This window comes from Mesorhizobium sp. G2-6-1, assembly GCF_055809095.1.
In genome coordinates this window covers 3,792,838-3,817,187 of record NZ_CM147896.1, presented here as the reverse complement: position 1 = coordinate 3,817,187, position 24,350 = coordinate 3,792,838, and the positions used below count along the sequence as shown (strand labels likewise).

Here is a 24,350-nt window from a genome sequence, read left to right as displayed (position 1 = left end):
TGATATTCTGATCTTTAAAGGCGTCCGACCAAGCGGGCGCCTTTAAAGCGAAGCGGCCTGCAATCGAACCCGGTAGGTCAGTCCTTTTTGTAGAGCATCCAGCTTTTGGTGGATTGATTAACCATAGACGAATGGCGCGTCACGCGGTTGCGGCCATTGACCTTTGAGCGATATAGCGCAAGGTCCGCCTTGGTATAAAGGTCTTCTGGATTTTCAGCCTCGGATGCCATGCAAAGTCCAATTGAAACCGTGACGGTGCCGTAATCTACCTCAGAGTTGGGGCAGGGGTATGTCGTCTGCTCGATCGCCGTGCGCACGCGTTCGGCGATGTCAAAGGTAACGTCTTCGCTCGTACCTTCCACAATGAGCGCAAACTCCTCACCGCCCGTTCGGGCAACAAAAACACCGCGCCTTACGCTTGTCTGGAGAACCTGCGCAACAGTTCTGATTATCTTGTCGCCAACGGGATGGCCGAAGCGATCGTTAATATCCTTGAACCGATCGATGTCGACAAGGATAAGAGCGTTGAACAAGATACCCTTGTTACTGTTGTAAATCTTGGCGAGTTCCTTATCGAACGCGCGCCGGTTCCAGATTTGCGACAATGGGTCGGTGTCGGCGAGGCGTTTATATTCTTCAAGCTTCGACTTGACGCTTTCGAGTTCAGCCGACTTGTCATTGAGCGTGGTGGCAACAGTCTTCCCGTGGTCGATTGTTGACGTCGTGGCAATTGAAATGGCACCGACGATTTTTTGGAGCAACTCACGCGACAGCGCCGCGCGGTTGGACAGGCCATCCGCGGTTTGGTCGAGGATTTTGCCATATTTTTCAACGTGAGATTGTTCGTTGCGAAGCAGGGTGGCAATGTCTTCAAGTTCTTTGGCCAACACGTCGCGGGCGTGTTCGACAATCCCCTGTCCGTGGTTGTGTGCAAAGAACTTCTGGCCGATCTTGTCGAGTTCGTCCTGCGTCGGCTTGTTGCTCAAGGCAATGACAGCCAGGCTGAGTTCCGGATTGGAACCAGCGAATGCTTCATAGAATATCTCGTAATTTCGAGGCAAACCTAAAACGCCTAGTTTGCGCATGGTTGTCGCGACGCTTGTGCCGATATCAACGCTTGGTTCTTGGGAAACTGTTGCCGGTTGCATGGATGACCCATTTGCCCATTGAGGTCGGCATACGCTTTCGAGCGCAAAGACGACCGGTCGGAGAGCGCATCTGTTCAGTTAAAGCCATGCGTGAAGACCGCGCCCCAAAAGCAATCTTCATAGTCGAGTGATAGACGGGTTTTGGCTAAAGTTTCCTTAATTTCGTGCATTTGAAGCAATTTTTATTATTTGCAGGCCGTTTCGGTAGCGTGGTTTTATTCGCCCAAGAAACACAGTCGATGTCGCATCTGTTCAATCATTGGCCCTGATGACATGAAATCTTCCTGACAGATTCAATACATCTCGAGGTTCTAAGATGAGCAAATTACGTAGTGGCGGGTGTTTGTGCGGGGCAGTTCACTTCAAGGTGCAAGGTTCATTACGCGATGTTGTTTATTGTCATTGTACTCAATGTCGTAAGCAGAGCGGACATTACGTGGCCGCCACGAATGTCAAAGACATGGATATATCCATTAAAGGCGGAGAGCGGATTACATGGTATAAAGCATCGGCTGATGCCAGAAGAGGGTTTTGCAGCGTGTGCGGGTCACTTTTATTTTGGAAACACAATGACCTTGCCACAATTTCTGTTATGGCCGGGGCATTTGACAACCCCACAGGTCTGAAGGCTGAAAGCCACATCTTTGTTGGTGACAAGGGGGATTATTATCGGCTCGACGATGGTTTGCCGCAATTTGATGGTTCATCGGCCTCAATTCAGGTTGCGAAGGCGTGACATGTGCCTGATAAGCACATCGTTTCGTCGTTCAGTCTGACGTTGCAGGTTCTGTTTCGAGAAATTCAAAAGGGACAATTGATGAAGCGGTTGATCGACGCTTTTCACAACTCGCTACGCGCTTTTCGCACGCTGGCGAGTAACGAGGCGGCTTTTCAGGAGGAGCTTATTCTCTTGTTGATTGCTATCCCTGTGGGTTGGTTGCTCTCGTCATCATGGAGCGGTTTTGCGCTGCTTATTGCGGCACTGCTCTTGCTTATCCTGGTTGAGGTATTGAACACAGGCATTGAAGCAACCTGCGATGCCGTCAGCCGAGATTACAATATTGACATTCAATTGGCCAAGGATTGCGGGTCACTTGCCGTGCTGATTGCGGTCGTGCTGGCTGTGGGTGTCTGGGGTATCGCGCTCATCGAGCGCTTCACTGGATTTCCAATTTAAGGCCCCGCAGACAGTAAAATCGTACACGTTCCCGCGCGCCATTTTATGGGTCGTTTCGATGATTATCCCGGCTTGGCGGAACCTTGTTGTTCTGAGATCCGCAGGTCGATGCGGTTGATCTGTTCGGCAATCCGGGAAATCTCGGCGTGCATGTCGAGTATCTGGCTGTGGCGCATGTCATCGAGCTTTTCGTGGAGAGCCATGATTTCGATCTCCGCTTTCAAATTGACCTCATAGTCGTGGGCGGCATCAATGCGGTCGCGTTCGGACTGCCGGTTTTGCGACATCATGATGACCGGTGCCTGTAACGCTGCAATCATCGAGAGAATGAGATTGAGGAATATAAACGGATAGGGATCAAACGATTCCCGACCCAACAGCCAGACATTGCCAAATGTCCACATTACCAGAAATGCGAGAAAGCCCAGTATAAAGGACCAGGAGCCGCCAAACCGGGCAATACCATCGGCGATGCGGTCGCCGAGCGTTTGGCTTGTCGCAAAGGTTTTATTGGTATCCTTTGCGATGGTATTGCGTTCAATCGTGCTTTGTAAAACACGGCTTTCCAATATGCTGAGGCCATCGGCTCTGCGTTTCAGCCAGCGGGTCGCCAGTTCTTCGATCTTCTTGTTCATCAATGTCTCCATTGTCTCATCGCAAGACGAAAAGATGCTCTTTTCCATTTCATCGCAATAATAGACTGACGCTAAATTTCGAAGAAGCCGATTCGCGTTCGTCGGACAGGAATACCATTGCCGGTTCGGGTGCCTCACGCTAAACCGCTGACATGACGAAGAAGAATATCCCCGATACGCTACGCATCGCGGTAGCTCAACTCAATCCAACGGTTGGTGACATTGCCGGCAATCTGGCCAAGGCCCGTCAGGCGCGGGCCGATGCCGCCCGGCAAGGCGCGGATATCGTGCTTTTCACTGAACTCTTCATTGCCGGCTATCCGCCTGAAGATCTGGTTTTGAAGCCAGCGTTTTTGAAAGCCTGTGAGCAAGCCACCGACGAGCTGGCCAGGGACACCGCCGATAACGGGCCGGGGATCATCATCGGCACGCCATTGAAACGCGAAAGCGGCACCCACAATTCCGTGGTTGTTGCAGATGGTGGCAAAGTCATTGCCGAACGCCACAAGATTGACCTTCCAAATTATGGCGAGTTCGACGAAAAGCGCGTGTTTCAGGCTGGGCCTGATATTTCGGGGCCGGTCAACTATCGCGGCGTGCGTCTTGGCATTCCCATCTGCGAAGATATTTGGGGGGAGTTGGGCGTCAGCGAAACGCTTGCCGAAAGCGGTGCCGAAATCCTTCTGGTGCCAAACGGCTCACCTTATTACCGCGGCAAGGTCGATGTTCGCCATCAGGTTGTAATCAAACAGGTCATCGAATCCGGCCTTCCGATGATCTATGCCAACCAGTTGGGCGGGCAGGACGAACTGGTTTTTGACGGCGCTTCCTTTGCGATAGGCGCAAACAAGGCTTTGGCCTTTCAGATGAGCCAGTTTGAAGAGGCTGTCGCGGTCGCGACTTGGAAGCGCACGGACGCCGGTTGGGTTTGTTCGGCGGGGCCGATGTCGAAAATTCCCGAAGCACAGGAGGCGGATTATCGTGCCTGTATGCTTGGCTTACGCGACTATGTGAACAAGAACGGCTTCAAGAACGTTGTTCTTGGTCTGTCGGGTGGTATCGATTCTGCCATTTGTGCGGCATTGGCCGTGGATGCGCTTGGCGAAGAACGCTTGCGGGCGGTCATGATGCCGTATCGCTATACGTCAAAGGATTCGCTCAAAGACGCCGAAGATTGTGCCCGCGCGCTTGGCTGCCGATACGAAATCGTACCGATCGCAGAACCCGTTGAAGGGTTCCTGCATGCATTGACGCAGCTTTTTGCAGGCACCGAGGAAGGCATCACAGAGGAAAATCTCCAGTCGCGCACGCGCGGAACCGTTCTCATGGCGGTTTCAAACAAATTTGGCTCGATGGTCGTTACAACCGGCAACAAGAGCGAGATGTCTGTCGGCTACGCAACGCTGTACGGCGATATGAATGGTGGGTTCAATCCTATCAAGGACCTCTACAAGATGCAGGTCTATGCGCTTTCACGGTGGCGCAATACCCATGTGCCACCCGGCGCTCTCGGACCATCTGGCGAAGTTATCCCGCATAACATCATCGATAAGGCGCCATCTGCAGAATTACGCGAAAATCAGACCGATCAGGATTCACTACCACCCTATCCGGTTCTCGACGACATTCTCGAGTGCCTTGTCGAAAACGAGATGGGGGTCGATGAGATCGTGGCGCGCGGGCATGATCTGGAAACGGTGAGCCGTATCGAGCACCTCCTTTATATTGCCGAATACAAGCGCCGACAGGCAGCGCCTGGCGTCAAGATCACCAAAAAGAATTTTGGACGGGACAGGCGCTATCCAATCACCAACAGGTTCAGGGATCGCGGATAACAATGTACCGCGCGCTTGACGCAAAGGTGGGCGACCAAGCGCACCACCGCCTTTGAGGTGAATTGACCATGCAGATTTACAGGTTTCTCAGGGAAAATGCCCGCTGGATCGGTGGCGGCTTTCTCATGACGTATTTCTCGGCTTTCGGCCAAACCTACTTCATTTCGCTTTCGGCCGGCCATATTCGAGACGAATACGGTTTGACCAATGGCGGCTTTGGCATGTTGTACATGCTCGCCACCTTGGCCAGCGCGCTGACGTTGCCTCGCCTGGGACAGATCGTGGATCGACGCAGCGCATCCAAAGTTACGCTGCTCATTGTTCCCATGCTCGCTTTCGCGACCGTCCTGATGGCGATGTCACACAACGTCGCACTTTTGTTTGTAACGGTCTATCTGCTGCGTCTGTTCGGACAGGGGATGATGACTCACACATCCTTGACTGCAATGGGCCGCTGGTTTTCGGCGCAACGTGGTCGCGCGATATCCCTCGTATCGCTTGGACAAAACGTGGGAGAGGCTTCATTTCCTTTGATCTTTGTCGGCTTTGCAGCGGTGGTCGGGTGGCGCAGCACATGGTTGTTGGGCACGGCATTTCTTTTGCTGATAGCATTTCCCGCGATTGCTCTTCTGGTTGGCGTTGAACGCGCGCCAAAATCTTCTGACCCTGTTCCGCGCCTGTCCAGCGCAAGAGACTGGACAAGGGCTGAGGTACTGCGCGATCCGATTTTCTACATGATGCTGCTCGGCGTAATGGCACCGGCGTTCATTTCCACCACCATCATGTTTCACCAGATCTACCTTGTCGATCTGCGGGGGTGGTCATTGGAACTGTTTGCCTCCGCATTCACTCTCAGCGCGACGACAACCATCATTTTCTCCCTCGTTGCGGGCTATTTGATCGACCGTTTTTCCGGGGTCGCACTCTTGCCGGGCTTTCTCTTGCCGATGGCGGCGGCCTGTCTCGTACTTGGCAGTTTTCAGGGCCAATGGAGCGCATTTGCCTTCATGGGACTGCTCGGCATTTCCAATGGCTTTTCTTCCACCCTGTCCGGGGCGCTCTGGCCTGAATTGTATGGGGTCAGGCATCTCGGTTCGATTCGCGCACTTGTCGTTGCCATCATGGTGCTTGCATCGGCCATAGGTCCAGGCTTGACGGGATATCTGATCGACACAGGAGTAAGTTTTCCCGGCCAGATCATCGTGATGGGCTTGTACTGCCTGTTTATCTCTGTCGTGATGTTTTATGTGTCACGCAACGTGCGGGCGCGCGCCTTGTCAACCAATCAAGCATCCGTTACGCCCCAGATATGACAGTCACCGTCCGCTTCGCCCCATCACCCACCGGTCGCATCCATATCGGCAATGCCCGCACGGCGTTGTTCAATTGGCTGTTTGCGCAAAAGCACAAAGGCCGGTTCGTCCAACGGTTCGACGATACCGATGTTGCACGTTCAAAACAGGAATATGCCGACACCATTCTCTATGATTTGAACTGGCTGGGTATTTTTCAGGACGCTACCGAATATCAGTCGAAGCGCGTCGAGATGTATGACGCGGCTGTCGACAGGTTGAAGGCGGCAGGCGTTCTCTACCCCTGCTATGAAACGCCCGAGGAACTTGATCTGCGTCGTAAAGTTCGTCGCACCCGTGGCCTTCCGCCCGTCTATGGGCGTGAAGCCTTGACCCTGACGAAAAAACAGATCGGCGACTACCAATCACAAGGCCGTACACCGCATTGGCGCTTTCTGCTGCCAAATTTCAAATCCGATCCACAAGAGCCTGAACGCACGGATATTCACTGGGCGGATCTGGTGCGCGATGAGGAAACGGTCGATCTTGCATCGCTGTCCGATCCTGTTCTGGTTCGCGAAGATGGCACCTATCTCTATACGTTGCCCTCTGTGCTAGACGACATCGACATGGGGATTACCCATATCATTCGCGGCGATGATCATGTCACCAATACCGGCGTGCAATTGGCGTTGTTCAGATCGCTAGGTGCTGAGCCTCCCGTTTTCGGACACCACAATTTATTGACCACGACAACGGGCGAGGGCCTGTCCAAGAGAACCGGCTCACTATCGATCGGAAGTTTGCGTGAAGATGGCATCGAACCGATGGCGGTTGCCTCGCTTTCCGTATTGATTGGAACCTCTGCCAGCGTCCAGGCCGTTTCCGATATGGCGGAACTGGCAGATCTTTTCGATCCGGCGGCAACTTCAAAATCCGCAGCCAAATTCGATCCCGATGAACTTCTGATTCTCAACCGGACTTTGCTTCACCATCTGTCTTTCCCCAGGCGCGTGATCGACTGATAGTGCTTGGCATATCCGATGATCGCGCCGAAGCGTTCTGGAATGCGGTGCGTGGCAATCTCGACAGACTGTCGGATGCTGTCCTGTGGTGGCGAATTATCAATGAAGGGGCACAGACTGCGCCGGACTTCTCGGATGAAGATCGCGAATTCCTGCGTCTGGCGTTCGATACCTTGCCGCCTGAACCTTGGGACGCAACGATTTGGAAAACCTGGACTGCTGCCATCAAGGAAGCCACGGGTCGCAAGGGAAAAGCCCTGTTTGCGCCACTTCGGCTGGCGCTTACCGGCTTGTCTTCGGGGCCGGAGCTTGCAGACCTGTTGCCTCTCGTGGGGCGGGAAGGAACGTTGGCCCGACGACCCTGACCTTTCGGTCCTTGTCGGGCACTTTCGTATCCGCTTCGGATGGCGCTTCTCGCGAGCTGGCATCGGCATCCGTGGCAGGCAGTGCCGGGCGCATGTCGATGATCGAAGATGTCGATTTTGTCGAATATTGCGGGCGCTGCACGGTCGATGCGTCGTCACCGATAAAGGAGGAGTCTTGCGCCACGCCGCCGCAGGCGCAATTCGGTTCTCTGGGTATGTCCAGCCGCTTGTAAACATAGGCGTTCGCCAGGTCTCCATAGGGGCTGCCGGTCACCGCCGATGTCATATTTGCCGTATCGTCGCTCACCCCGTCCGAATAAAACATCTGAATTTCGGTGCCAGGACACGCCGCTTCACATCTACTCTGGTCGCGCTGGAAGTCACCGACGGAAGAGGCTGAAGACATTGGGAAAAAATACCCATCGCAGGTCCGTACACACATGGTCTTGTATTGACCACCAGACGGCAAGAAACTCCTGCCGCTTCTCCGAATAATCACCTTTCCACCGGTGGAGCCATGATCGGTGCGTATATATTCCGCCAATTCGTCGCGCTGCCGCTTATTTTCATCGTCGGGTGTTTCGGCAGGACGCGTGACCTCGCGGGTAACTGCCACGGGTTCTTCTCTGCATCCCCTGGCTTTGAGCGCGGCTAGAATGCGGCTGCGCTCAACCCGCCCAGCACCGCCTGCAAGCCGGGATCGCTTGCGTTGCAGGTCGTCGAGATTGCTGTTCATCCGATCAAGCGTGTTATTGAGCGCCGCACATTGATTGACGTTGCGGCTAAAAAGCGAAAAGCCGCATCCGGCATGGCGTGTCTGCCGCTGTGTTTTGTCGATTTCGCGTGCTTGGCGGTCAATTGCCGAATCGTATTTCCGCAGCAAGGCTGGCTTGCCGTTGCCTGACGCCCCCGAAAGGCGCGCCTCAAGCTGCCGACACGCGCGTGATGCGGCGCTGGCCTGAAACGGTGCGCACAAAGCAGCGGCACCAAGAAGTGCGGCAATCGCAAGCCTCATCTTCCTATCCGACGCATTCATTTGCCACGACCACCGGTTCCAGAGATAAAACCTATCGCTTCACTGGTTAACTATTTCTTTAGTTTTCAACCCTTGCGTGGCCCGATGGCTGGACCAGACCAAGCGTTGCCTGTGCTTTCTGTGCGGCTTCCACGACGGCCAATGCGGTCATATTGACGACCCCGCGCGACGTGACGGAGGCAGTCAGGATGTGGGCTGGCATGTCCGCGCCAAGCAGGATTGGACCAACATGAAGGGCATCCATCATTTGCTTGACCATGTTCATGGCGATGTTGGCCGAATCCAGAGTGGGGAAGACCAGCAGGTTTGCTTCACCCTTGAGGCGCGAATGAGGATAGACGCGTTGACGCAACTGTGACGACAGCGCCGAATCGGCGTTCATCTCACCATCGCATTCCAGATCGGGCGCCAGTTTTGCGATGAATTCGGCAGCACATCGCATTTTCTGCGCGCTTGGCGTGTCGAGCGAACCGAAATCGGAGTGCGACAGGAGAGCAGCCTTCGGCTCGATGCCAAAGCGCCGGATTTCTTCCGCCGCCAGCACGGTCATTTCAGCGATTTCCTCCGCGCTCGGATCGACCGTCACATATGTGTCGGTGAAAAAGGTGATTCCTCGCTGCGAAATCAGCATTGAAAGCGTCGACATATGCCGTTCCCTGACGCCGGAACGCGGCCCGACGATCAGCGAAACATTTCGCAAATGCTTGTTGAATCGCCCCTCAAGACCACACAACATTGCGTCTGCGTCACCGCGTTTCAGAGCAAGTGCTGCAATCACTGTACTGTCGGTGCGCACCATTGTGCGCGCCGCTTCTTGCGTGATGCCGCGCCGCCCGGCGAGTTCGATCAGAAGGTCGACATAATGGCGATAGCGCGGATCTTCTTCGGGATTGATGAGTTCAAAGTCGGTTCCTGCTTTTATTCGCAAGCCGTGGCGCTTGAGCCTGACTTCGATGACATGCGGCCGTCCAATGAGAATTGGCCGCGCAATGCCTTCTTCTATAACGACCTGCGTTGCACGCAGAACCCTTTCGTCTTCACCATCGGCGTAGATCACCCTTTTGGCATTCGAGGCCTTCGCCGCCGAAAACACAGGCTTCATGACGAGCCCGGATCGGAATACGAACCTGTTCAGTTTGTCGATATAGGCACCCATGTCGGTGATCGGACGCGTGGCGACACCGGTGTCGCACGCGGCCTTGGCAACCGCAGGCGCAATTCTGAGAATGAGGCGTGGATCAAAAGGCGAGGGGATCAGGAAATCGGGACCGAATACGGGCGTTTCCGTGGTGTAGGCGCGCGCGGCCACATCTGATGGTTCCTCGCGCGCCAGGGCGGCAATAGCTCTTACCGCCGCCATTTTCATCTCTTCGTTGATGGCCCTGGCGCCACAGTCGAGTGCTCCGCGAAAAATGTATGGAAAACAAAGCACGTTGTTGACCTGATTGGGAAAATCAGACCTGCCGGTGCAGATCATCGCGTCGGGGCGCGCCGCGCGCGCAACTTCAGGCATGATCTCGGGCGTCGGGTTGGCGAGTGCCAGTACCAGCGGCTTTTCAGCCATCAGTTTGAGCAGTTCCGGCTTCAGCACACCCGCTGCCGAAAGCCCGAGGAAGACATCGGCACCGGGCAGGACGTCGGCCAGAGTGCGCGCCTTCGTGTCTTTGACGTATGGATCTTTCCACCTGTCCATCTCTTCGGTGCGGCCCTTATAGGCGACGCCGAAGCGATCCGTGACCCAGATATTCTCGATGCGGGCACCGAGCGAGACAAGAAGATTGAGGCAGGCCAATGCGGCTGCGCCCGCACCAGACGTAACGATCTTGATGTCTTCAATGGCCTTGCCGGCAAATTCCAGCCCATTGAGAATTGCCGCCGCAACGATAATGGCAGTGCCGTGCTGGTCGTCATGAAAAACCGGAATGTTCATGCGTGCCTTGAGCTGTTCTTCCACCTCAAAACATTCCGGCGCTTTGATATCCTCCAGATTTATGCCACCAAAGGTTGGTTCCAGCGCCGAAATTGTTGCGACCATCTCCTCAATCTTTGGCGCGTCGATCTCGATATCGAAAACGTCGATGCCCGCGAATTTCTTGAACAGGACGGCTTTGCCTTCCATGACAGGCTTGGAAGCGAGCGGCCCTATATTGCCCAAACCCAGAACAGCGGTGCCATTCGTCACCACGCCGACAAGATTGGATCTGGCGGTGTAGTCGGCTGCCGTGGCAGGCTCGTCCTTGATCGCGAGGCAAGGCGCAGCAACGCCCGGTGAATAAGCAAGTGCAAGATCGCGTTGATTGCCGAGAGGTTTGGTGGCCTGAATTTCAAGTTTGCCCGGTATCGGGTATTTATGAAAGAACAGTGCCGCCTCATCCAGTTCCGAGCGCACCGGCTTCTTGTTGTCGCCTTTCATCAGGTCAACTCCCCCTCGCATCTTCATTCAGCGGGCTTGTATCATGGCGCGATTAAAAGGCGCTGACGTAAAGACCGCCATCGACCGGAATGCTTTGCCCGGTCATGTAACCGGCATGTGTCGAGCATAAAAATGCACAAATCTGCCCGAACTCTTCCGGTGTCCCGAGGCGCTTTGCCGGGATATTGGCGCTCAAGCGGTTCTTGCGGGCGGTTGCAGCTTCGGCATCCTCGATAGAGCCCGGTTCATGGGGGCCGCGTAGCCGGTCGGTATCGAGTTTTCCAGGCATGATGTTATTGATCGTTACATTGCGGTCTATCACTGTTCGCGCGACCCCGGCGAGGAACGAGGTAAGGCCCGCGCGTGCACCTGAGGACAGATCCAGACCCGGAATTGGCGCGTAAACTGACAGGGACGTGATGTTGACGATACGCCCGAAACCACGCTCGGCCATTCCATCGATGACGGCTTTGATGAGTTCTATCGGTGTCACCATATTCTGGGTGACGCCGGCCAATATTTTTTCACGGTCCAGTTCGCGAAAATCTCGAAAAGGAGGGCCGCCATTGTTGTTGACCAGAATATCGGGGTTCGGACAGGCGTCCAGAATCTTCTTTTGAATATCCGGTTGTGAGACATCTCCGACGACCTCACTCACGCTTACGCCAAATCGCTCGCGTAAATCAGAAGCGGTTTTTGCAAGAACAGCGGCATCGCGCCCATTGACCACCAATTCGCATCCAGCTTCCGCCAATGCCATCGCACATCCGCGTCCAAGCCCCTTGCTTGATGCGCAGATGATCGCCTTTTTCCCACTTATGCCAAGATCCATGCTTCAGATTCTCCATTATTCGCCAGCAAGTTACCCTTCATGCCGGATCAATCGCAACCGTCATTAATGCACGTCGCCCAAAAGTGTGCAGCGAGTTTTCAGACAACGACATGCATGAAAACAAAGGCTTGAAGCGTGAGAAATGCTCCTCAAATGCACGACACATTTTAGGAGTAGGATTCATTAATGTGATTGGAATGGTGCCCCCGGACGGAATCGAACCGCCGACCTTCGGTTTACAAATAGGATTATTATCCTATTAGCTAGGATTAATTTCCGATAATAATGGTTCGCGGACAGCCACTTACGCGACAATTTGGATCAACGTGCGGCAACCGAAAGCAGCGGTCGCACGGTGCTCCACCCGGTGTTCGCGAAAGAAATAATCCAATGGCTGTCCTATCCCTCACTGAGTCCCGCATCAGGGATTTACCCTTCGGCTCGGGCATCTGGCGCGACGAGCAGGTCAAGGGCCTCCTCGTCGTCTGTCATGCTGCCACCAAGACCTACGCGGTTCAAGGCGACGTTCGCCGGAACGGTCGTCACATCCGCACCGTGCGGGTCAAGATCGACCGCGTCGACCGGATCGGCCTGCGCGAAGCCCGCAACCGTGCGCGTGCGATCATGTCGCAAATCCAGTCCGGCGTGGACCCTACGGCGAAGCCGAAGGAGACCGGCATCACCATCCTGAAGGCGCTCGACGAGCACTTGCAGGAGAAGCCGCTGCGGGAGGCCACGGTCGAGAGCTACCGCTACAACATCGAGCACTATCTCAGTCGCTACAAGAACCGGGCCGTGGCCGACCTTTCCCGCGCCGAAGTGCGGGACATCTACATGCATCTGCGAGACTCGAAGGGGCAGCCCACCGCGACCGGCGTCATGCGCACCTTGCGGGCGGTCATCAACACGGCGCTGCGTCTCGACGAAACGCTGACCACGAACCCGGTCACGTTTCTTCGATTGCCCACGTCCAAGAGCCGGCATGTCGATGAGATCGATCTTGCCGATTGGTGGGAGAAGACAGAGGAGCTTTCGCCGATCCGGCGCGACCTGCACAGGGCGATGCTGCTGACCGGCGCGCGGCGTTCTTCAATCCTCAGCGTCAAGCGCCAGGACGTGGACCTCGACAGGGGCGTGCTGACATTCAACCACATGAAGACCGGCGGCAGAATGCTGTTTCCGATGGGCACGTTCCTGCGGGCGATGATCCGCCAGCGGCTTGAGGACGATCTGCCGTTGAACAATCCATGGCTCTGGCCTTCGCCGCTCAGCGGCAAGGGCTGCACCACCGAGCCGAAGGAACGGAAGCGCGGCCTGCCGAGCCCGCACGAGTACCGGCACCATGCTCGCACGATGTATATCGCGGCCGGCGTGCCCTATGCCGAAAGCGCGCTCCTTCTCGGCCAGCGGCTTCCCGGCGCGTCCGGCGGATATGTTCATGCCGAGCACCTGGTCGAACATCTTCGCCCCCACGCGCAGGCGTTGGAAAACAGGATCGTTGCGGCGCGAGCCTCGACATTGCAGCTTCCAGCCATGGCGGAGGCACGCGATGCCGCGTAACGGAAAAGGCCCCCGCGCCAAACCGCACGCGCCGGTCCCCAGGCAGCGTCAGCGGCCGCCGAAGAAACAGGGCCCTGTCACCATGGATGAGGTCGAGGCCATCGTCAGATGGTATCTCGACACGCATTGGTTCACGCCGTGGTTCGATACCGAGGCGGCGGCGGCCTACCTGCGGCGTGAACCTGGAACGCTGAAGGGCTGGCGGTCGCGAGGCGAAGGCCCGCGGTTTTATCTCGTGAACAATCAACTCGTCCGCTACCACGTCGATGACCTCGATGCCTTCGTGCGGGGCGGCAAGCGCAAGAAGCACGTCCCCGCTTGGCTGATGGAGAAGGTCGTCGACCGGGCTGCGGAAAAGCTTTGCCCGCTGTCAAGCCCTCTCGCGAAGGCGACGAGAAGTAATGATGCCGATTAGCGCCGATTAGTGATCATTAGACGACGCGCGCCACGAGGAGCCGGTATTCGGCAGGCGCGTGACCGGGGTGATCCCGGTCCTCCTCAGACAGAAACCCATGTCTGAAACCGGCCCGGTGGCCTTGCCGCCTGGTCAGCGGAGGTCATTGCCATGACGGCAACTCTTACGAAGGACGATGTCGAGGATGCGCTGCGCCGCGTGCTCGATACCCACAACCGCACCCCTTGGCTCGATGGCGACGCGGCTGCTGCCTATCTCTCATCGACGGCGGGAACGCTGCGGGTCTGGCGCTCGCTCGGCACCGGGCCGCGTCATCACATCGTGCACGGAAAGGTGGTGCGCTATCACGTCGACGATCTCGACGCGTTCATTCGCGGGGAGGACGGTCGATGAGCACGCTCGTGGAAAATGAAGAAGGGCGCGCCGAGGGGATCGGCGCGCCCGCAGGAGCATTGGAGAAGACCGTCGCATTCGACTTCGACAAGGTTGAGGATAAAGCCGACAAGGCATCCGACACGCCGTCGAAGCACGATCCCGACGCGCTCGACGCTCATGCGTCTGCCGGTCACGACCTGATCCCGATCACCGGCAAGAAGCCGACGTCGAGCGGCTGGACCACGTCGCTCGCGCTCCCGCTCGACAAGGCGAAGGCGCGAATGATCGATGGCAAGAACGTCGGCGTTCGCCTGCGCGACATCGACCTGGTCGTCGATGTCGATCCTCGTCATTTCGCAGCGAACGACGATCCGCTCGCGCGGCTGACGGCGGATTTCGGTCTGCCTGAAGCTCCCTTCGTCAAGACGGGCGGCGGCGGCCTGCACCTTTATTTCAGGAAGCCGGCGAGCGCTGAGGTGGCGGGCAAGCTCGCGACCTACGACGGCATCGACTTCAAGTCGAAGGGCGGTCAAGTCGTGGCGGCCGGTTCGATCCATCCCGACACCGCGCGTCCGTATCGCTTCGACGATGACGCGCTTGCACTATCGCTGTCGGAAGCACCCGAAGCGCCTACGGCCTTCCTGGACGCGATTGCGAAGCGTTCTGCCGTAGCATCTGCCGATGTCGGTGCGATCGATGAGGAAAAGCTGGCCGAGTGGCTTTCGCACATCGATGTCTCGGAGTTTCGCGACGAACTGCGGTGGCGGGAGTTGATGATGGCCTGTCACCATGCGACCGGCGGGTTCGCAGTCGAGGCCTTCATCGACTGGAGCACAACGGACCCCGATTACGCCGAACATGGCGAGATCATTCGTCGCCGCTGGAGCTCGCTTGTCGCAAAGCGGGGCGCGATCACGGCAAGGACGCTGATCGCGGCATTGCCGAGGGCGATGCGGCGCGAGGCCATCGAGTCGCTTGGGCGTGTTACGGCGGAAGATGACTTCCCTGAAGATGTCGAGGGCGAACGGTCATCGACGCCTCTGGCGAATGTCTGGGATGGCTGGGTGTTCGTCGCCGAGGCCATGCAGTTCATCAGGCGGGAGGACGGCAAGAAGTATCGCACCGACCAGTGGAAGGCGCTCTATGGCGGCCTTTATCCCGATGGCGAAATCCTCGGTGCCGTCTGGAAGGCACGCATTCCGATCAGGAAGTTCGAGGCCCTGGTTTATCTGCCCGAAGCGCCAGAGTTTCCCGATGGCGAGAATGGTGGTCGCTACAATATCTGGCGGAAGTCAGGCGTGGACGCGAGGCCTGGCGATGTGACGCCGTTCCTCGAACACATGGCGTTTCTGTTTCCCAACGAGGCAGACCGCGACCTCGTGCTCGATTATCTGGCGCTGCTCACGCAGAAGCCCGCCGACAAGATCCATTTCGCGCTGCTGGTCCGTGGCACGCAGGGGACGGGCAAGAGCTGGATCGGCAACCTGATGGAGCGGATCGTCGGCAGGCCGAACGTCGTGCGGCCGTCGAACGACGAGGTCATCTCGAAGTGGACTCGCTGGATGGAAGGCGCGCAGTTGGCGGTCGTCGAGGAATTGATGACGCTCGGCCGTCTTGAGGTGGCGAACCGTCTCAAGCCCGTCATCACCGACCCGACGATCAGGATCGAGGAGAAGAACTGCTCGATCTATTCGATCCCGAACAAGCTCAATTTCCTGTGCTTCACCAATCATGAGGACGCGCTGAAGATCGAGCATGGCGACAGGCGGTGGCTCGTCGTCTTCTCGCCTGCCGTCAAGAAGGATGCCGCTTACTACGAGCGTCTGTTCGGCTATCTGGAACAGGGCGGTGCTGCTTTCGTGAAGCACTGGTTGTTGCAGCGTCGGATCGTTCTCAACGGTCACGGTGTTGCGCCTGCAACCTCTGGCAAGGAGACGATGCGCCGGATGTCCATGGGCGATGCCGAGTCGTATCTTCTGGACCTCTTCGAGAGCAACGAGGCACCCTTCGACTTCGACCTGGTGCGGGTGGACGATCTCGTCAACGTGGTGCCTGCGAAGCTCGCAGGCAGGTCGAGCCTGCGTTCCAACCTGGCGAAGTTCCTCAAGGAGGAGATTGGCGCCGTGGCTCACACCCGTCACACCAAGCAGCACGCCAACAGGCCGCCCTGGCAGCTTTGGTCGCTTAGGAACCATGATGTCTGGGACAACATCGGCGCCGCTGGCAGGATCGACGCCTATATGGCGCACTACGCAATTGATTGACTGGCGGTAGACAAGGGAGACAATCGGTGGGCGGCATCGTCGTCCACCGATTGTCGTAAGAAAATCAATCGCTTAAGGATCGGTAGACAAGGTAGACAATATAAATATCCATTCTGTCTCACAGACATGAAACGACTGCCAGGGGGAAGGTCCGGCGCAGAGCCGACATCGCTATAAGACTTCGGAAACGTCGAAATCGCCGTCTGCCTTGTCTACCATCAGGCGTGGACCGGCTGAGGCGCAGGAGGCGAATTTGGCGCAGACCTCGTAGTCCTCGCGCGTGCGACCCCTGAGCAGCCGGCCGAGCCGGTGGTCGGGGCAGCGCCATGCCAGCCGCAATGCCGCCCTTTCGATGCGACAGCGACGTGGATGACAGTGGCTCAAGGCCACCGAGGCGGCGTGCGGCAAGCCTGATCGAACCTCAGAGCATCCAATTCGTGATTGGGCGCTGCGAGTCCAGAAGGCCAACCGGTGCAAGGACTTGGTCAACGGCGCGAACCAAAGCACTGGCCGGAGCACCGGCAATACCCCAGAGACCGACCTTCCAGCAAACAACCCACTTCCATCGACCAGGCAGGTGGCATCCTGGGATGTCCACGTGCCTCATCGGTGCCTTTCGTGGAAAACAACGCCGGTAGGCTGGTTTCCCAAAATTTGGAAGATCGTTTCAATGGCTCCCCGCACACTCCGCACACCGCAGGATCGCAGGCAGGCAATCAACAGGTGGCGCCATGGCGGAAATAACGAGAACGGCAGAGTCGAGGGAGGTGCGGCGACCAGAGTTGGATCGCAAATGGTCGCCAGCCATCGAGGCACAGGTCCTGGACATCGTCGCAAGGACCGGCTCGCCAAAAATGGCGGCAGAGCTGATCGGGATTTCGGTCGCCACCATCCACGATCACAGGCGGCGCGATGCCGAGTTTGGTTCAAGGTATGGCGCCGCCATGGACACGGCTTTTCATCAGGTCCTTAGCAAGGCCTTCGAGCGCTCCATGGACGATGCGGAGCCTTCGGATCGCCTGATCGAGGTGCTGCTGAAATTCCGATGGCCCGAACGCCTCAACGGCTTTCTGGCCTTCACGGCGGAAGGCGGTTCGGCGGCCACGGCGTCAGCCGGTCTTGACCCGCGCGTCATCGCCAGGATGGAGCCGGCAGACCGAGCGGCGTTGATCGAATTGCTTGGGCGCTATCTCGTCGCCGAAACCGAGGTGAAGGCCAATGGCGCAATCATCCCGATCAACTGAGAATGCGCAACGGATGCTGCGCGACCTGATAGCGGTCGAAGCCCTGGCGGCATCGCTCAGCGCCACCGCGCCTATCGCCATCGCGGCGGCAGGCGGCGCGCATCACCTTGTCGCCAGACTTGGCAGTCCGACAGGCGCCTGGCTCTGGTCGATCAAGCCGATGCCTGAAGCGTTGTGGGAACGAATGGCGGAAGAACACCAGGCGCCGCACCGATCGAACCCGGGCGATTAAAGGCTGTAAACTCATTTCGGCTTCTTGGGTTTTTTCCGTTTGGAACGCTCATCTGCGGGATCGATGAAATTCCAGACTTCTCCCTTTCTGTTTGGCCTGCCGGATTTGGCCCATTGCCTCACCGACTCCGGCGAGCATCTTTCATTTTTCGCAGCCATATTGAAACTCTTGTACTGCCTGGTGCTCGCGGCATCGGCGACAGAGACGCGATGTCCATTCGGAAATGTGTCGTCGGCGTTTCCTCGTCCGGTTCCATGGAGCAACCGACTTATGGCGACAGAATTTGTCGCATATCCGCGGTTCAGGCTTTTCAACAACGCCCGAATGATTGGATGCGTTGCGCGCCCTCCTAGCGCCTCCAATTCATCGATATAGTCAGCAACAATATCCGACTTGCGCCTGAACGGAGTGCGCTGCTTCGTGCGCTCGGTCTGATACGTCAGTCCACGCTGCTCTTGCAGCCATGGCGGATCATATTTGAGTTTTGCCATGTTGAAATTGGATGAAGTTAGCCCTTACTGCATTTCTGGACGCAAGTAGAAATGGACGCAAGCGAAAACATTCCCCATCGTGATTGCAGCGCGGCAATGATGCCAAGCGACAACGACAGGAGAATTGAAATGTTACCGCATCAGAATTTTTGCCTGGAGCTTCGCCTTGTTGGTGAGGTGAAGATGATGGACCCGACTGATAACGATGAATTGGCTGCGGGCCAGGTCACAATCGATTTGGGGAAGGTCGCGCAGATGGTCTGTTCTTCGGAAGAATTTTACATGGAGGCGCCGAAGTCGCCGATCAAGTTCGCAAAGTTTGATGATGCCTTGCTGCTCGGGATTCGCCGCACTGGAAAGATCGCTCGCGACATGCACGAGGGCCGTCTGAGTGGTCAAAAGCTTGCCGAGGCTGTGGCTGGTGGTAAGTTTCGCTCCTTTGGACTTCGTGGCAACGTCACGCCCGAAATCATGAAGAAGCTTGACGATCTGGGTTTGCGCGCTGTCGCGCCTTTGATCGCAAACAACAAGGTGAATTGATCGCCGTAACAGCGGCACACCGCGCTCAATCCTCATCGCAATATCGAATGGTCCGGGCGGCCGATGGGCCGTCCGTACCGCGATGGCGGTGACAACAAGACGGCTGAGCCCGCGCCTGTTTCTTCCGGATCGTCGCGTGACGTGACGCGAAAGGGAGATGAACATGGCGGTCAAGAAAATGGTCCTTGCGAACCGGTGGATGTCCGTGACGGACGTGATCGACCGGCTGCGCCGGGCACGAGAAAATCGCGAGCAGCAATCAAAGCTGCTCGAAGGACTTGAAGGGCGAGCGAAGCAGCGCCGCGATGATGTGGAACGCTCGCTCGCCGATCTTCCCCATAGCCAGCGCAGCCAGGTCGTGACCCGCGCCGTCAACGGCTTCCGATCCGAACTCAAGCGCCAGTCCCTCGACAGCCGCGTGGCCTATCTCAAGGCGGTCGGTGCCTTGCGCGATGACGCGAACTCGGCCCGCGCGCATTATCAGAGCCCCGTGCAGATGCTGGCCCGCGAAGGTCTCGGCTCCGAGCGCCGCAGCCGGCTGCTTCACCAGATCGAAAAGTCCGGCCAGATCGAACTTGCATCGCTTGCCGCTCTTGCCGCATCGACCGGTGACAAGGAATTGGCGGCGGCGCTTCTCACCCGCAATTCCGGCTTGCCGGTCAATGACCGGGCTTTCTCCTCGCAGGCTCTGGCCGATGCGCTGGTGGGCGACGAATGGCGCAAGGTCAACCAGGCGATTGCCGAGGTCGATCGGATCGCAGTCGAGGCGGTCCACGCCGACAGCGCCTTCGAGATGGGTAAGTCGAACGCCACCCGCGCCGTGAATATCGCGCTGACGGGCTCAATTTCGCCGTCGCGGTTGGCGCATCAGCCTCTGCCGCCCGCGTCGTTGCCGAAACCTTGCTTGGCGAGCCGAATGCGCTTGCCGGCTGGTCGTCCGTCGATCTCACCTCGGCGCCTGCCGCCTTCGTCGCCGGCCTGCCGGTCGGTGCACGGGCGCAATCCACTTGGCCGACCCTCGATCGGGGTGGTTCCTTCATGCGCGGAACGTGATCATGGCCAATCCGCGCACCGCCTATCAGGAAAAACTCCGGCGTCTTTTGTCCAGCAGGCCGGTCATCCAGGTCCGGGATTTGTGGGTCGAGGCGGGCCTCGACCGGGACTGTTATGCCGATACGCCGCTAGAACGTTACCACCTCGCGCGGCTGATTGAGGCAGGCTACCGGCCTGTGTCGGTGCCGGTATTGTCCGGCACGCATTCGACATTCGTGCTCGTTCGCGATCCGTGGGCTTCGGACAATTTCGCGGGTGCGATCGATGGCCGCTTTCTGCCTTACCTGGAAGACGGCGATCCGCTGATGGCGCTCCTTGTCTACCGGGCACAACGGGAGAGCGGCCATGGCCGGACTTGATGATTTCGCCAAGCGCATGAGCCGTATTTCTGTCGAGGTCGAAGGCGGCGTCGAGCAGGCTGTGAAGGACTGCGCGGTTGCCGTAACTCGCACCGTTATCAATGCCACGCCGGTTGATACCGGCAGGGCTCGATCGAACTGGACAGCCGATCTGGATCAGGCTTTTCAGAAGCTGTTTCCGGCTCATGTTCCAGGCATGAAGGGCAGCACGGCAACGGCCAATGCCGAAATTGCCATAGAGCGCGCGGAAGCCACGATCGACGAGTTCGATATAGGCAAGAATAGCTCGATCCATATCTCGAACAGCCTGCCGTACATCAGTGCGCTCAATGACGGGCATTCAAAGCAGGCGCCGTCCGACTTTGTGAAGCTCGCGGTGATGGACGGACTGGCTACCGTCCGAAATGCCAAAATCCTGAAAGATTGAGGACCGCCCACGCTCCCGAGGATTGCGATGCACGATAGCGTTAACAGGCAACTCGAGCCGGTAGACGCCTGTGGACCTCATCTCGACCGCCATGACCTGGATTTATGCGGCCATTGCCACCTGGTACGGGGCGGCGATCGTTGGCGGCGTGCTCATCCTCATTGCAGAACGTCTCGACCGCAGGCGGGAGCCGTCTAGCGCCGACGTAAGACATGCGGCCTCCCTCTATCGTCAGCACTATGGCGAAGCTGCCATCCATGTGATCGGTGAACACATGCTGGCCGCGGGCTTCGCGCCGGACGGCCGCCACCGGCGATTCCTGAAGCGGGTATCGGCCGAGCTTTTGGCAACCGGCATCACCGACGAGGATCGGTCTCGCGCCATCGAGTCCTGAAGATTTTCTCCCTTGGCCCGGCTCGCGGGAGCGCCCAACCGCGACAGCATGATCCCTGCGGCATCCCGCCGCCGGGAGACAAAGCCATGACGAGGAAACCGAACGCGAGGGAGTTGCCGCTGGTCAAGCAGCGCGTCGGGGCATTGCTGGACAAGACCGAGGCCAACGGCTGCACACCGGGCGAGGCTGCGGCGGCGCTGGAAAAGGCCGAGGAGCTGGTCGCCAAGTACAAGCTCGATCCGAACGCATTCCGGTGGCCGCCGAGGCCTTCGACGCTGTTCGGCTCGGCAACATCAGTGCCGAAGGCTTCGAAGCCGCCACGGGCTACCACAACAGGCCGTGGACGCGGCATCGGCAAGCTCGCTGAGCAACTGATCGTCGAGCATCCCGACTGGACCTACCGGCGTATCGCCGAGGAGGTCAACAGTCGGATTGAGGGGCGGCTGCCAGCGAAAAATCCGTCAGGTGGTATGCGAGCCAGATGCGGGGACGGGGCATCAAGGGGACGGAGAGGCAACATCGTGACGGAATTAGGACGCGAAAGTCTGCGCACAACTCCCAGAACTAACTGCGAAAGCCAAAGGACGTGACTAAGATGAAGAGACCTGAGCTATGATTCGGGAGAGTGGCGGGACTGAAGGGAAGCCGATGCTGAGTTCGATTGAGTCATTCTGCGGGGCCGGTGGAATGGCTCTCGGCCTCCGGGAGGCAGGCTTCGACGTGAAGGTCGCCTTCGACAAGGACCCCGCTCATGTCAGGACGTATAATCACAATCTAGGTCCGCACTCGCACGTCATGGACGGCAGCCAAGTGGGAGGCGCCGAGTTACTGGCCATGGCCGACTTGCGGCGTGGCGAACTCGACCTATTCTCCGGCGGGCCACCCTGCCAGGGCTTCTCCAAGCAGAGGAGAGGAGCGGCGCTGCTGCAAGACCCGCGGAACAGGCTGGTTCTAGACTTCGCCCGCCTCACAAACGAGATGTATCCGAGGGCGTTCCTCTTCGAGAACGTCGCAATCTTCGGACAGAAGAGGGGCGTGCCCTTCATCAAGGAGATTGCGGAGGTCCTGAGCGACTACTCCATCTCCTGCTTCCAGGTCTGCGGCTCCGATTTCGGACTGGCGCAGACGCGTAGCCGGTTCCTGATGATAGGCATAAGGAACGACGTGGGTGGGGCCAGCCCGTTTCTGGAGACGTCCGACGAGTACGTGTCGGTCCGCGATGTCATAGGTGACCTGCCTCCCCCGCCCGACGACTACGGTGAGCACCCAAATCACTACAATCACCAGAAGTGCAAGATAACAGCGCTCAACGAGGAGAGGTTCTCCCACGTTCCTCCGGGTGGTGGTTGGCAAGACATCCCATGGGACCTCAGACTACCGTGCCACAAGGTCGCCGACGTGAAGAGCGGCGGATGGCCTGACGTGTATGGGCGCCTGACATGGGATGGACAGTGCCCGACCATCACGGTAGGCTTCGACAGCTTCACGCGCGGGAGATACGGGCACCCAAGTCAGCACCGAGCTATCACCCCGCGCGAGGCGGCGCGCCTGCAGGGCTTCCCCGACGACTTTCACTTCCTCGGCAATCGCATGGACGTTAGGACCCAGGTGGGCAATGCCGTCCCGCCGCCGCTCGCGAAGGCTGCGGGACTAGCGATTGCGCGGGTACTAAAGGGCGAGCGTGTTTCAGCCTCGCGAGCCCACCCGAGCCACCAACTCGACAGGCAGCGGGAGTTCACGTTCTAGCCAGTGCTAAGGTGCTCGGCCACGTCCTCGAACAGCGAATGGAATGGCCTCACGGGGATGATCTTGTTGAAGTCTGGCTGCGCGTATCTGCGAGGGATGTCGCAGTAGTAGAGCCCGTTGATCCGTGCGAGGTGCTTCTGGAAGAGGGCGACCGTCCCTGGCACGCAAATCTGCTTTACCGTCCCACCGTTGTCATCCCTCTGCACCTCACTGATGCAAGCGACGAAGCTCGCGTACTGTCCGGGGTACGCCGAGTCCAAGATTCGCTGATGGGCGAACGGTTGGACTATCCGTTCGCGCGTCGTGATCTTGAGCGGGATAACCGCTCCTCTCTCAGTCTTGGGGTTCGTTATCACAAGGTCCGTGGAAACGGAGTCACCCGTAAGCCCCTCTGCCTCCCCGTCGCCATCCGATGCGACGGCGTCGACGAGAGCGTCCGTTTCTGCTGCCTCGGCATCTTTAATCGGCAGTCCTTGATGGGGATGTGCTTCGTTAGCTTGTAGTCTGGGAACACTATCCTCGCAGCCGACCCGATCAGCACCTCGAAGAACGTGCCGGGCGTTTTTCTGCTTTTTGGTTTCCATAGGTCATATGACAGGCTGAAGCTGGTCACGGCCGTATAGATGATCCGGTCGAAGCCTGCTGGGTCGATCAGCTTCCCATCCCGAAGCGCCTTGACGACCGCTTCGGCGGCCTTTTCGAACTCTTTTGGATCATCGATGAAAAGCTCAGGCCTATACGGCCGGCTCAGCGCCCCTTCCGCGTCGGCGACCGAATAGGCCAAGGAGTTGGCGGTGGAAAAGTTACCGAAGTGGCGTAGGGTCGCGTGCACTCGCAGGGTTTCCAGGCACTCAGAGGCGACGCCCACGCACCCTGTCAACGCTTGCGTTCCTCTGTCGTAATTCTTCTTGGCTGCGAGGTAGCTCTTCGAAATGTTTGTTAGCATGCCGCCCGAGACTCTTGATTATTCTCGAATCAAAAGAGCAGCCACCGTCCGGGAATGCAAGGGATAGGGTCGTTAACGTGGACATTTTTGCCCCTCAGAAGAGAAGCGAGGTCATGTCCCGAGTGCGCGGCAAGGACACCAAGCCGGAGCTGCGGGTCCGCCGCTACCTGCACGCTGTCGGGCTGCGCTACAGGCTCCACGACAAGGAACTGCCCGGGCGGCCGGACTTGGTGTTTCCGTCTCGACGCGTGGTCGTTTTCGTCCACGGTTGCTTTTGGCACGGCCACGAGGGATGCAAGAGGGCTACTATCCCGGCGACGCGCGCCGACTTTGGCGCGCAAAGATCGAGGGGACCAGGTCGCGGGATGCTCGCGCCAGATCGCAGTTGGAAGCCGCAGGGTGGGAGGTTGTTGTGGTATGGGAGTGCTCCCTCCGCCCTTCATCATTGGATGAGCTAGCGCAACGCATTCGCAAGATTAAGACATCGACCACGTAGGGGACTTGGTGCGCGGTATCTGCCTCGCATCGAGAGAAACCGTTGCCCTG

At 57.9% G+C, this 24,350-nt stretch carries 24 protein-coding genes and 1 pseudogene; 18 read left to right on the top strand and 7 right to left on the bottom strand.

Annotated elements, in window-relative coordinates; genetic code table 11:
* Positions 1-77 precede the first annotated feature (77 nt).
* Positions 78-1,085: a GGDEF domain-containing protein gene (locus AC0L7S_RS18475; protein ID WP_473472334.1), complete on the bottom strand. Its 1,008-nt coding sequence runs from the start codon at positions 1,083-1,085 to the stop codon at positions 78-80.
* 379 nt (positions 1,086-1,464) lie between these two features.
* Between AC0L7S_RS18475 and AC0L7S_RS18470 the strand changes: the two genes are divergently transcribed.
* Together AC0L7S_RS18470 and AC0L7S_RS18465 are read left to right on the top strand one after the other, a co-directional pair.
* Complete coding sequence (locus tag AC0L7S_RS18470) at positions 1,465-1,884, top strand: GFA family protein (protein ID WP_473472333.1); 420 nt, start codon at positions 1,465-1,467, stop codon at positions 1,882-1,884.
* Positions 1,885-1,965: 81 nt separating this feature from the next.
* Entirely contained in the window at positions 1,966-2,325 is a 360-nt protein-coding gene (locus tag AC0L7S_RS18465) for a diacylglycerol kinase (protein WP_473474362.1), read from the top strand.
* A gap of 62 nt (positions 2,326-2,387) precedes the next feature.
* Here AC0L7S_RS18465 and AC0L7S_RS18460 read toward each other — a convergent pair whose 3' ends face one another.
* The gene (locus AC0L7S_RS18460; protein WP_473472331.1) at positions 2,388-2,960 is read right to left on the bottom strand and encodes a DUF1003 domain-containing protein; all 573 of its coding nucleotides are present in this window, start codon (positions 2,958-2,960) and stop codon (positions 2,388-2,390) included.
* Between the two features lie 152 nt (positions 2,961-3,112).
* Here AC0L7S_RS18460 and AC0L7S_RS18455 point away from each other — a divergent pair, with 152 nt between their 5' ends.
* The 3 genes and pseudogenes from AC0L7S_RS18455 to gltX all read left to right on the top strand — a co-directional run bounded on the left by AC0L7S_RS18455 (position 3,113) and on the right by gltX (position 7,477).
* Positions 3,113-4,795 carry an NAD+ synthase gene (locus AC0L7S_RS18455; protein WP_473472330.1) on the top strand — a complete coding sequence of 561 codons (1,683 nt, stop codon included), beginning with the start codon at positions 3,113-3,115 and terminating at the stop codon, positions 4,793-4,795.
* A 68-nt stretch (positions 4,796-4,863) separates the two neighbouring features.
* Complete coding sequence (locus AC0L7S_RS18450) at positions 4,864-6,108, top strand: MFS transporter (protein ID WP_473472329.1); 1,245 nt, start codon at positions 4,864-4,866, stop codon at positions 6,106-6,108.
* Positions 6,105-7,477, top strand: a pseudogene (gltX, locus tag AC0L7S_RS18445) (glutamate--tRNA ligase). Before AC0L7S_RS18450 ends, gltX begins: the two are co-directional and overlap by 4 nt.
* Here gltX and AC0L7S_RS18440 read toward each other — a convergent pair.
* The 3 genes from AC0L7S_RS18440 to AC0L7S_RS18430 form a co-directional block, all read right to left on the bottom strand.
* Positions 7,395-8,492, bottom strand: a complete 1,098-nt coding sequence (locus tag AC0L7S_RS18440) for a DUF2865 domain-containing protein (protein WP_473472328.1) — start codon at positions 8,490-8,492, stop codon at positions 7,395-7,397. The pseudogene gltX and the gene AC0L7S_RS18440 overlap by 83 nt on opposite strands.
* 79 nt (positions 8,493-8,571) lie before the next feature.
* Positions 8,572-10,926: an NADP-dependent malic enzyme gene (locus AC0L7S_RS18435; RefSeq protein WP_473472327.1), complete on the bottom strand. Its 2,355-nt coding sequence runs from the start codon at positions 10,924-10,926 to the stop codon at positions 8,572-8,574.
* Between the two features lie 52 nt (positions 10,927-10,978).
* Positions 10,979-11,758: an SDR family oxidoreductase gene (locus tag AC0L7S_RS18430; RefSeq protein WP_473472326.1), complete on the bottom strand. Its 780-nt coding sequence runs from the start codon at positions 11,756-11,758 to the stop codon at positions 10,979-10,981.
* A gap of 390 nt (positions 11,759-12,148) precedes the next feature.
* Here AC0L7S_RS18430 and AC0L7S_RS18425 point away from each other — a divergent pair, with 390 nt between their 5' ends.
* From AC0L7S_RS18425 to AC0L7S_RS18395, 7 genes are all read left to right on the top strand, one after another.
* Positions 12,149-13,318 (top strand): tyrosine-type recombinase/integrase, encoded by a 1,170-nt coding sequence (locus AC0L7S_RS18425; protein WP_473472325.1) that lies wholly within the window; start codon positions 12,149-12,151, stop codon positions 13,316-13,318.
* Between the two features lie 82 nt (positions 13,319-13,400).
* Positions 13,401-13,733, top strand: a complete 333-nt coding sequence (locus AC0L7S_RS18420; RefSeq protein ID WP_473472324.1) for a helix-turn-helix domain-containing protein — start codon at positions 13,401-13,403, stop codon at positions 13,731-13,733.
* A gap of 150 nt (positions 13,734-13,883) precedes the next feature.
* Positions 13,884-14,126, top strand: a complete 243-nt coding sequence (locus AC0L7S_RS18415) for a DNA-binding protein (RefSeq protein ID WP_473472323.1) — start codon at positions 13,884-13,886, stop codon at positions 14,124-14,126.
* Positions 14,123-16,372, top strand: coding sequence for a bifunctional DNA primase/polymerase (locus AC0L7S_RS18410; protein WP_473472322.1), 2,250 nt, complete (start codon positions 14,123-14,125; stop codon positions 16,370-16,372). The genes AC0L7S_RS18415 and AC0L7S_RS18410 overlap by 4 nt, the downstream gene beginning before the upstream one ends.
* Positions 16,373-17,103: 731 nt before the next feature.
* Positions 17,104-17,616 (top strand): hypothetical protein, encoded by a 513-nt coding sequence (locus AC0L7S_RS18405; protein ID WP_473472321.1) that lies wholly within the window; start codon positions 17,104-17,106, stop codon positions 17,614-17,616.
* Positions 17,591-17,848: a hypothetical protein gene (locus AC0L7S_RS18400; protein ID WP_473472320.1), complete on the top strand. Its 258-nt coding sequence runs from the start codon at positions 17,591-17,593 to the stop codon at positions 17,846-17,848. The genes AC0L7S_RS18405 and AC0L7S_RS18400 overlap by 26 nt, the downstream gene beginning before the upstream one ends.
* A 620-nt stretch (positions 17,849-18,468) precedes the next feature.
* Positions 18,469-18,879 carry a hypothetical protein gene (locus AC0L7S_RS18395; RefSeq protein WP_473472319.1) on the top strand — a complete coding sequence of 137 codons (411 nt, stop codon included), beginning with the start codon at positions 18,469-18,471 and terminating at the stop codon, positions 18,877-18,879.
* A 259-nt stretch (positions 18,880-19,138) separates the two neighbouring features.
* Here the strand turns inward: AC0L7S_RS18395 and AC0L7S_RS18390 are convergent, their stop codons facing one another.
* Entirely contained in the window at positions 19,139-19,654 is a 516-nt protein-coding gene (locus AC0L7S_RS18390) for a hypothetical protein (RefSeq protein WP_473472318.1), read from the bottom strand.
* Between the two features lie 280 nt (positions 19,655-19,934).
* Between AC0L7S_RS18390 and AC0L7S_RS18385 the strand changes: the two genes are divergently transcribed.
* From AC0L7S_RS18385 to AC0L7S_RS18365, 5 genes are all read left to right on the top strand, one after another.
* Complete coding sequence (locus AC0L7S_RS18385; protein ID WP_473472317.1) at positions 19,935-20,291, top strand: hypothetical protein; 357 nt, start codon at positions 19,935-19,937, stop codon at positions 20,289-20,291.
* Entirely contained in the window at positions 20,278-20,718 is a 441-nt protein-coding gene (locus AC0L7S_RS18380; RefSeq protein ID WP_473472316.1) for an HK97 gp10 family phage protein, read from the top strand. Before AC0L7S_RS18385 ends, AC0L7S_RS18380 begins: the two co-directional genes overlap by 14 nt.
* A gap of 70 nt (positions 20,719-20,788) precedes the next feature.
* A complete protein-coding gene (locus tag AC0L7S_RS18375) occupies positions 20,789-21,112 on the top strand; it encodes a hypothetical protein (RefSeq protein ID WP_473472315.1) in 324 nt (107 codons plus the stop codon).
* Positions 21,113-21,198: 86 nt separating this feature from the next.
* On the top strand, positions 21,199-21,702 hold the full coding sequence (locus tag AC0L7S_RS18370; protein WP_473472314.1) for a DUF2786 domain-containing protein: 504 nt from the start codon (positions 21,199-21,201) through the stop codon (positions 21,700-21,702).
* Between the two features lie 58 nt (positions 21,703-21,760).
* Positions 21,761-22,858 (top strand): DNA cytosine methyltransferase, encoded by a 1,098-nt coding sequence (locus AC0L7S_RS18365; RefSeq protein ID WP_473472313.1) that lies wholly within the window; start codon positions 21,761-21,763, stop codon positions 22,856-22,858.
* A 352-nt stretch (positions 22,859-23,210) separates the two neighbouring features.
* Here the strand turns inward: AC0L7S_RS18365 and AC0L7S_RS18360 are convergent, their stop codons facing one another.
* The gene (locus AC0L7S_RS18360; RefSeq protein ID WP_473472312.1) at positions 23,211-23,804 is read right to left on the bottom strand and encodes a hypothetical protein; all 594 of its coding nucleotides are present in this window, start codon (positions 23,802-23,804) and stop codon (positions 23,211-23,213) included.
* A 113-nt stretch (positions 23,805-23,917) separates the two neighbouring features.
* On the opposite strand from AC0L7S_RS18360, the gene AC0L7S_RS18355 reads away from it, so the two are divergent.
* Positions 23,918-24,262, top strand: coding sequence for a very short patch repair endonuclease (locus AC0L7S_RS18355; protein WP_473474361.1), 345 nt, complete (start codon positions 23,918-23,920; stop codon positions 24,260-24,262).
* Positions 24,263-24,350: the final 88 nt, after the last annotated feature.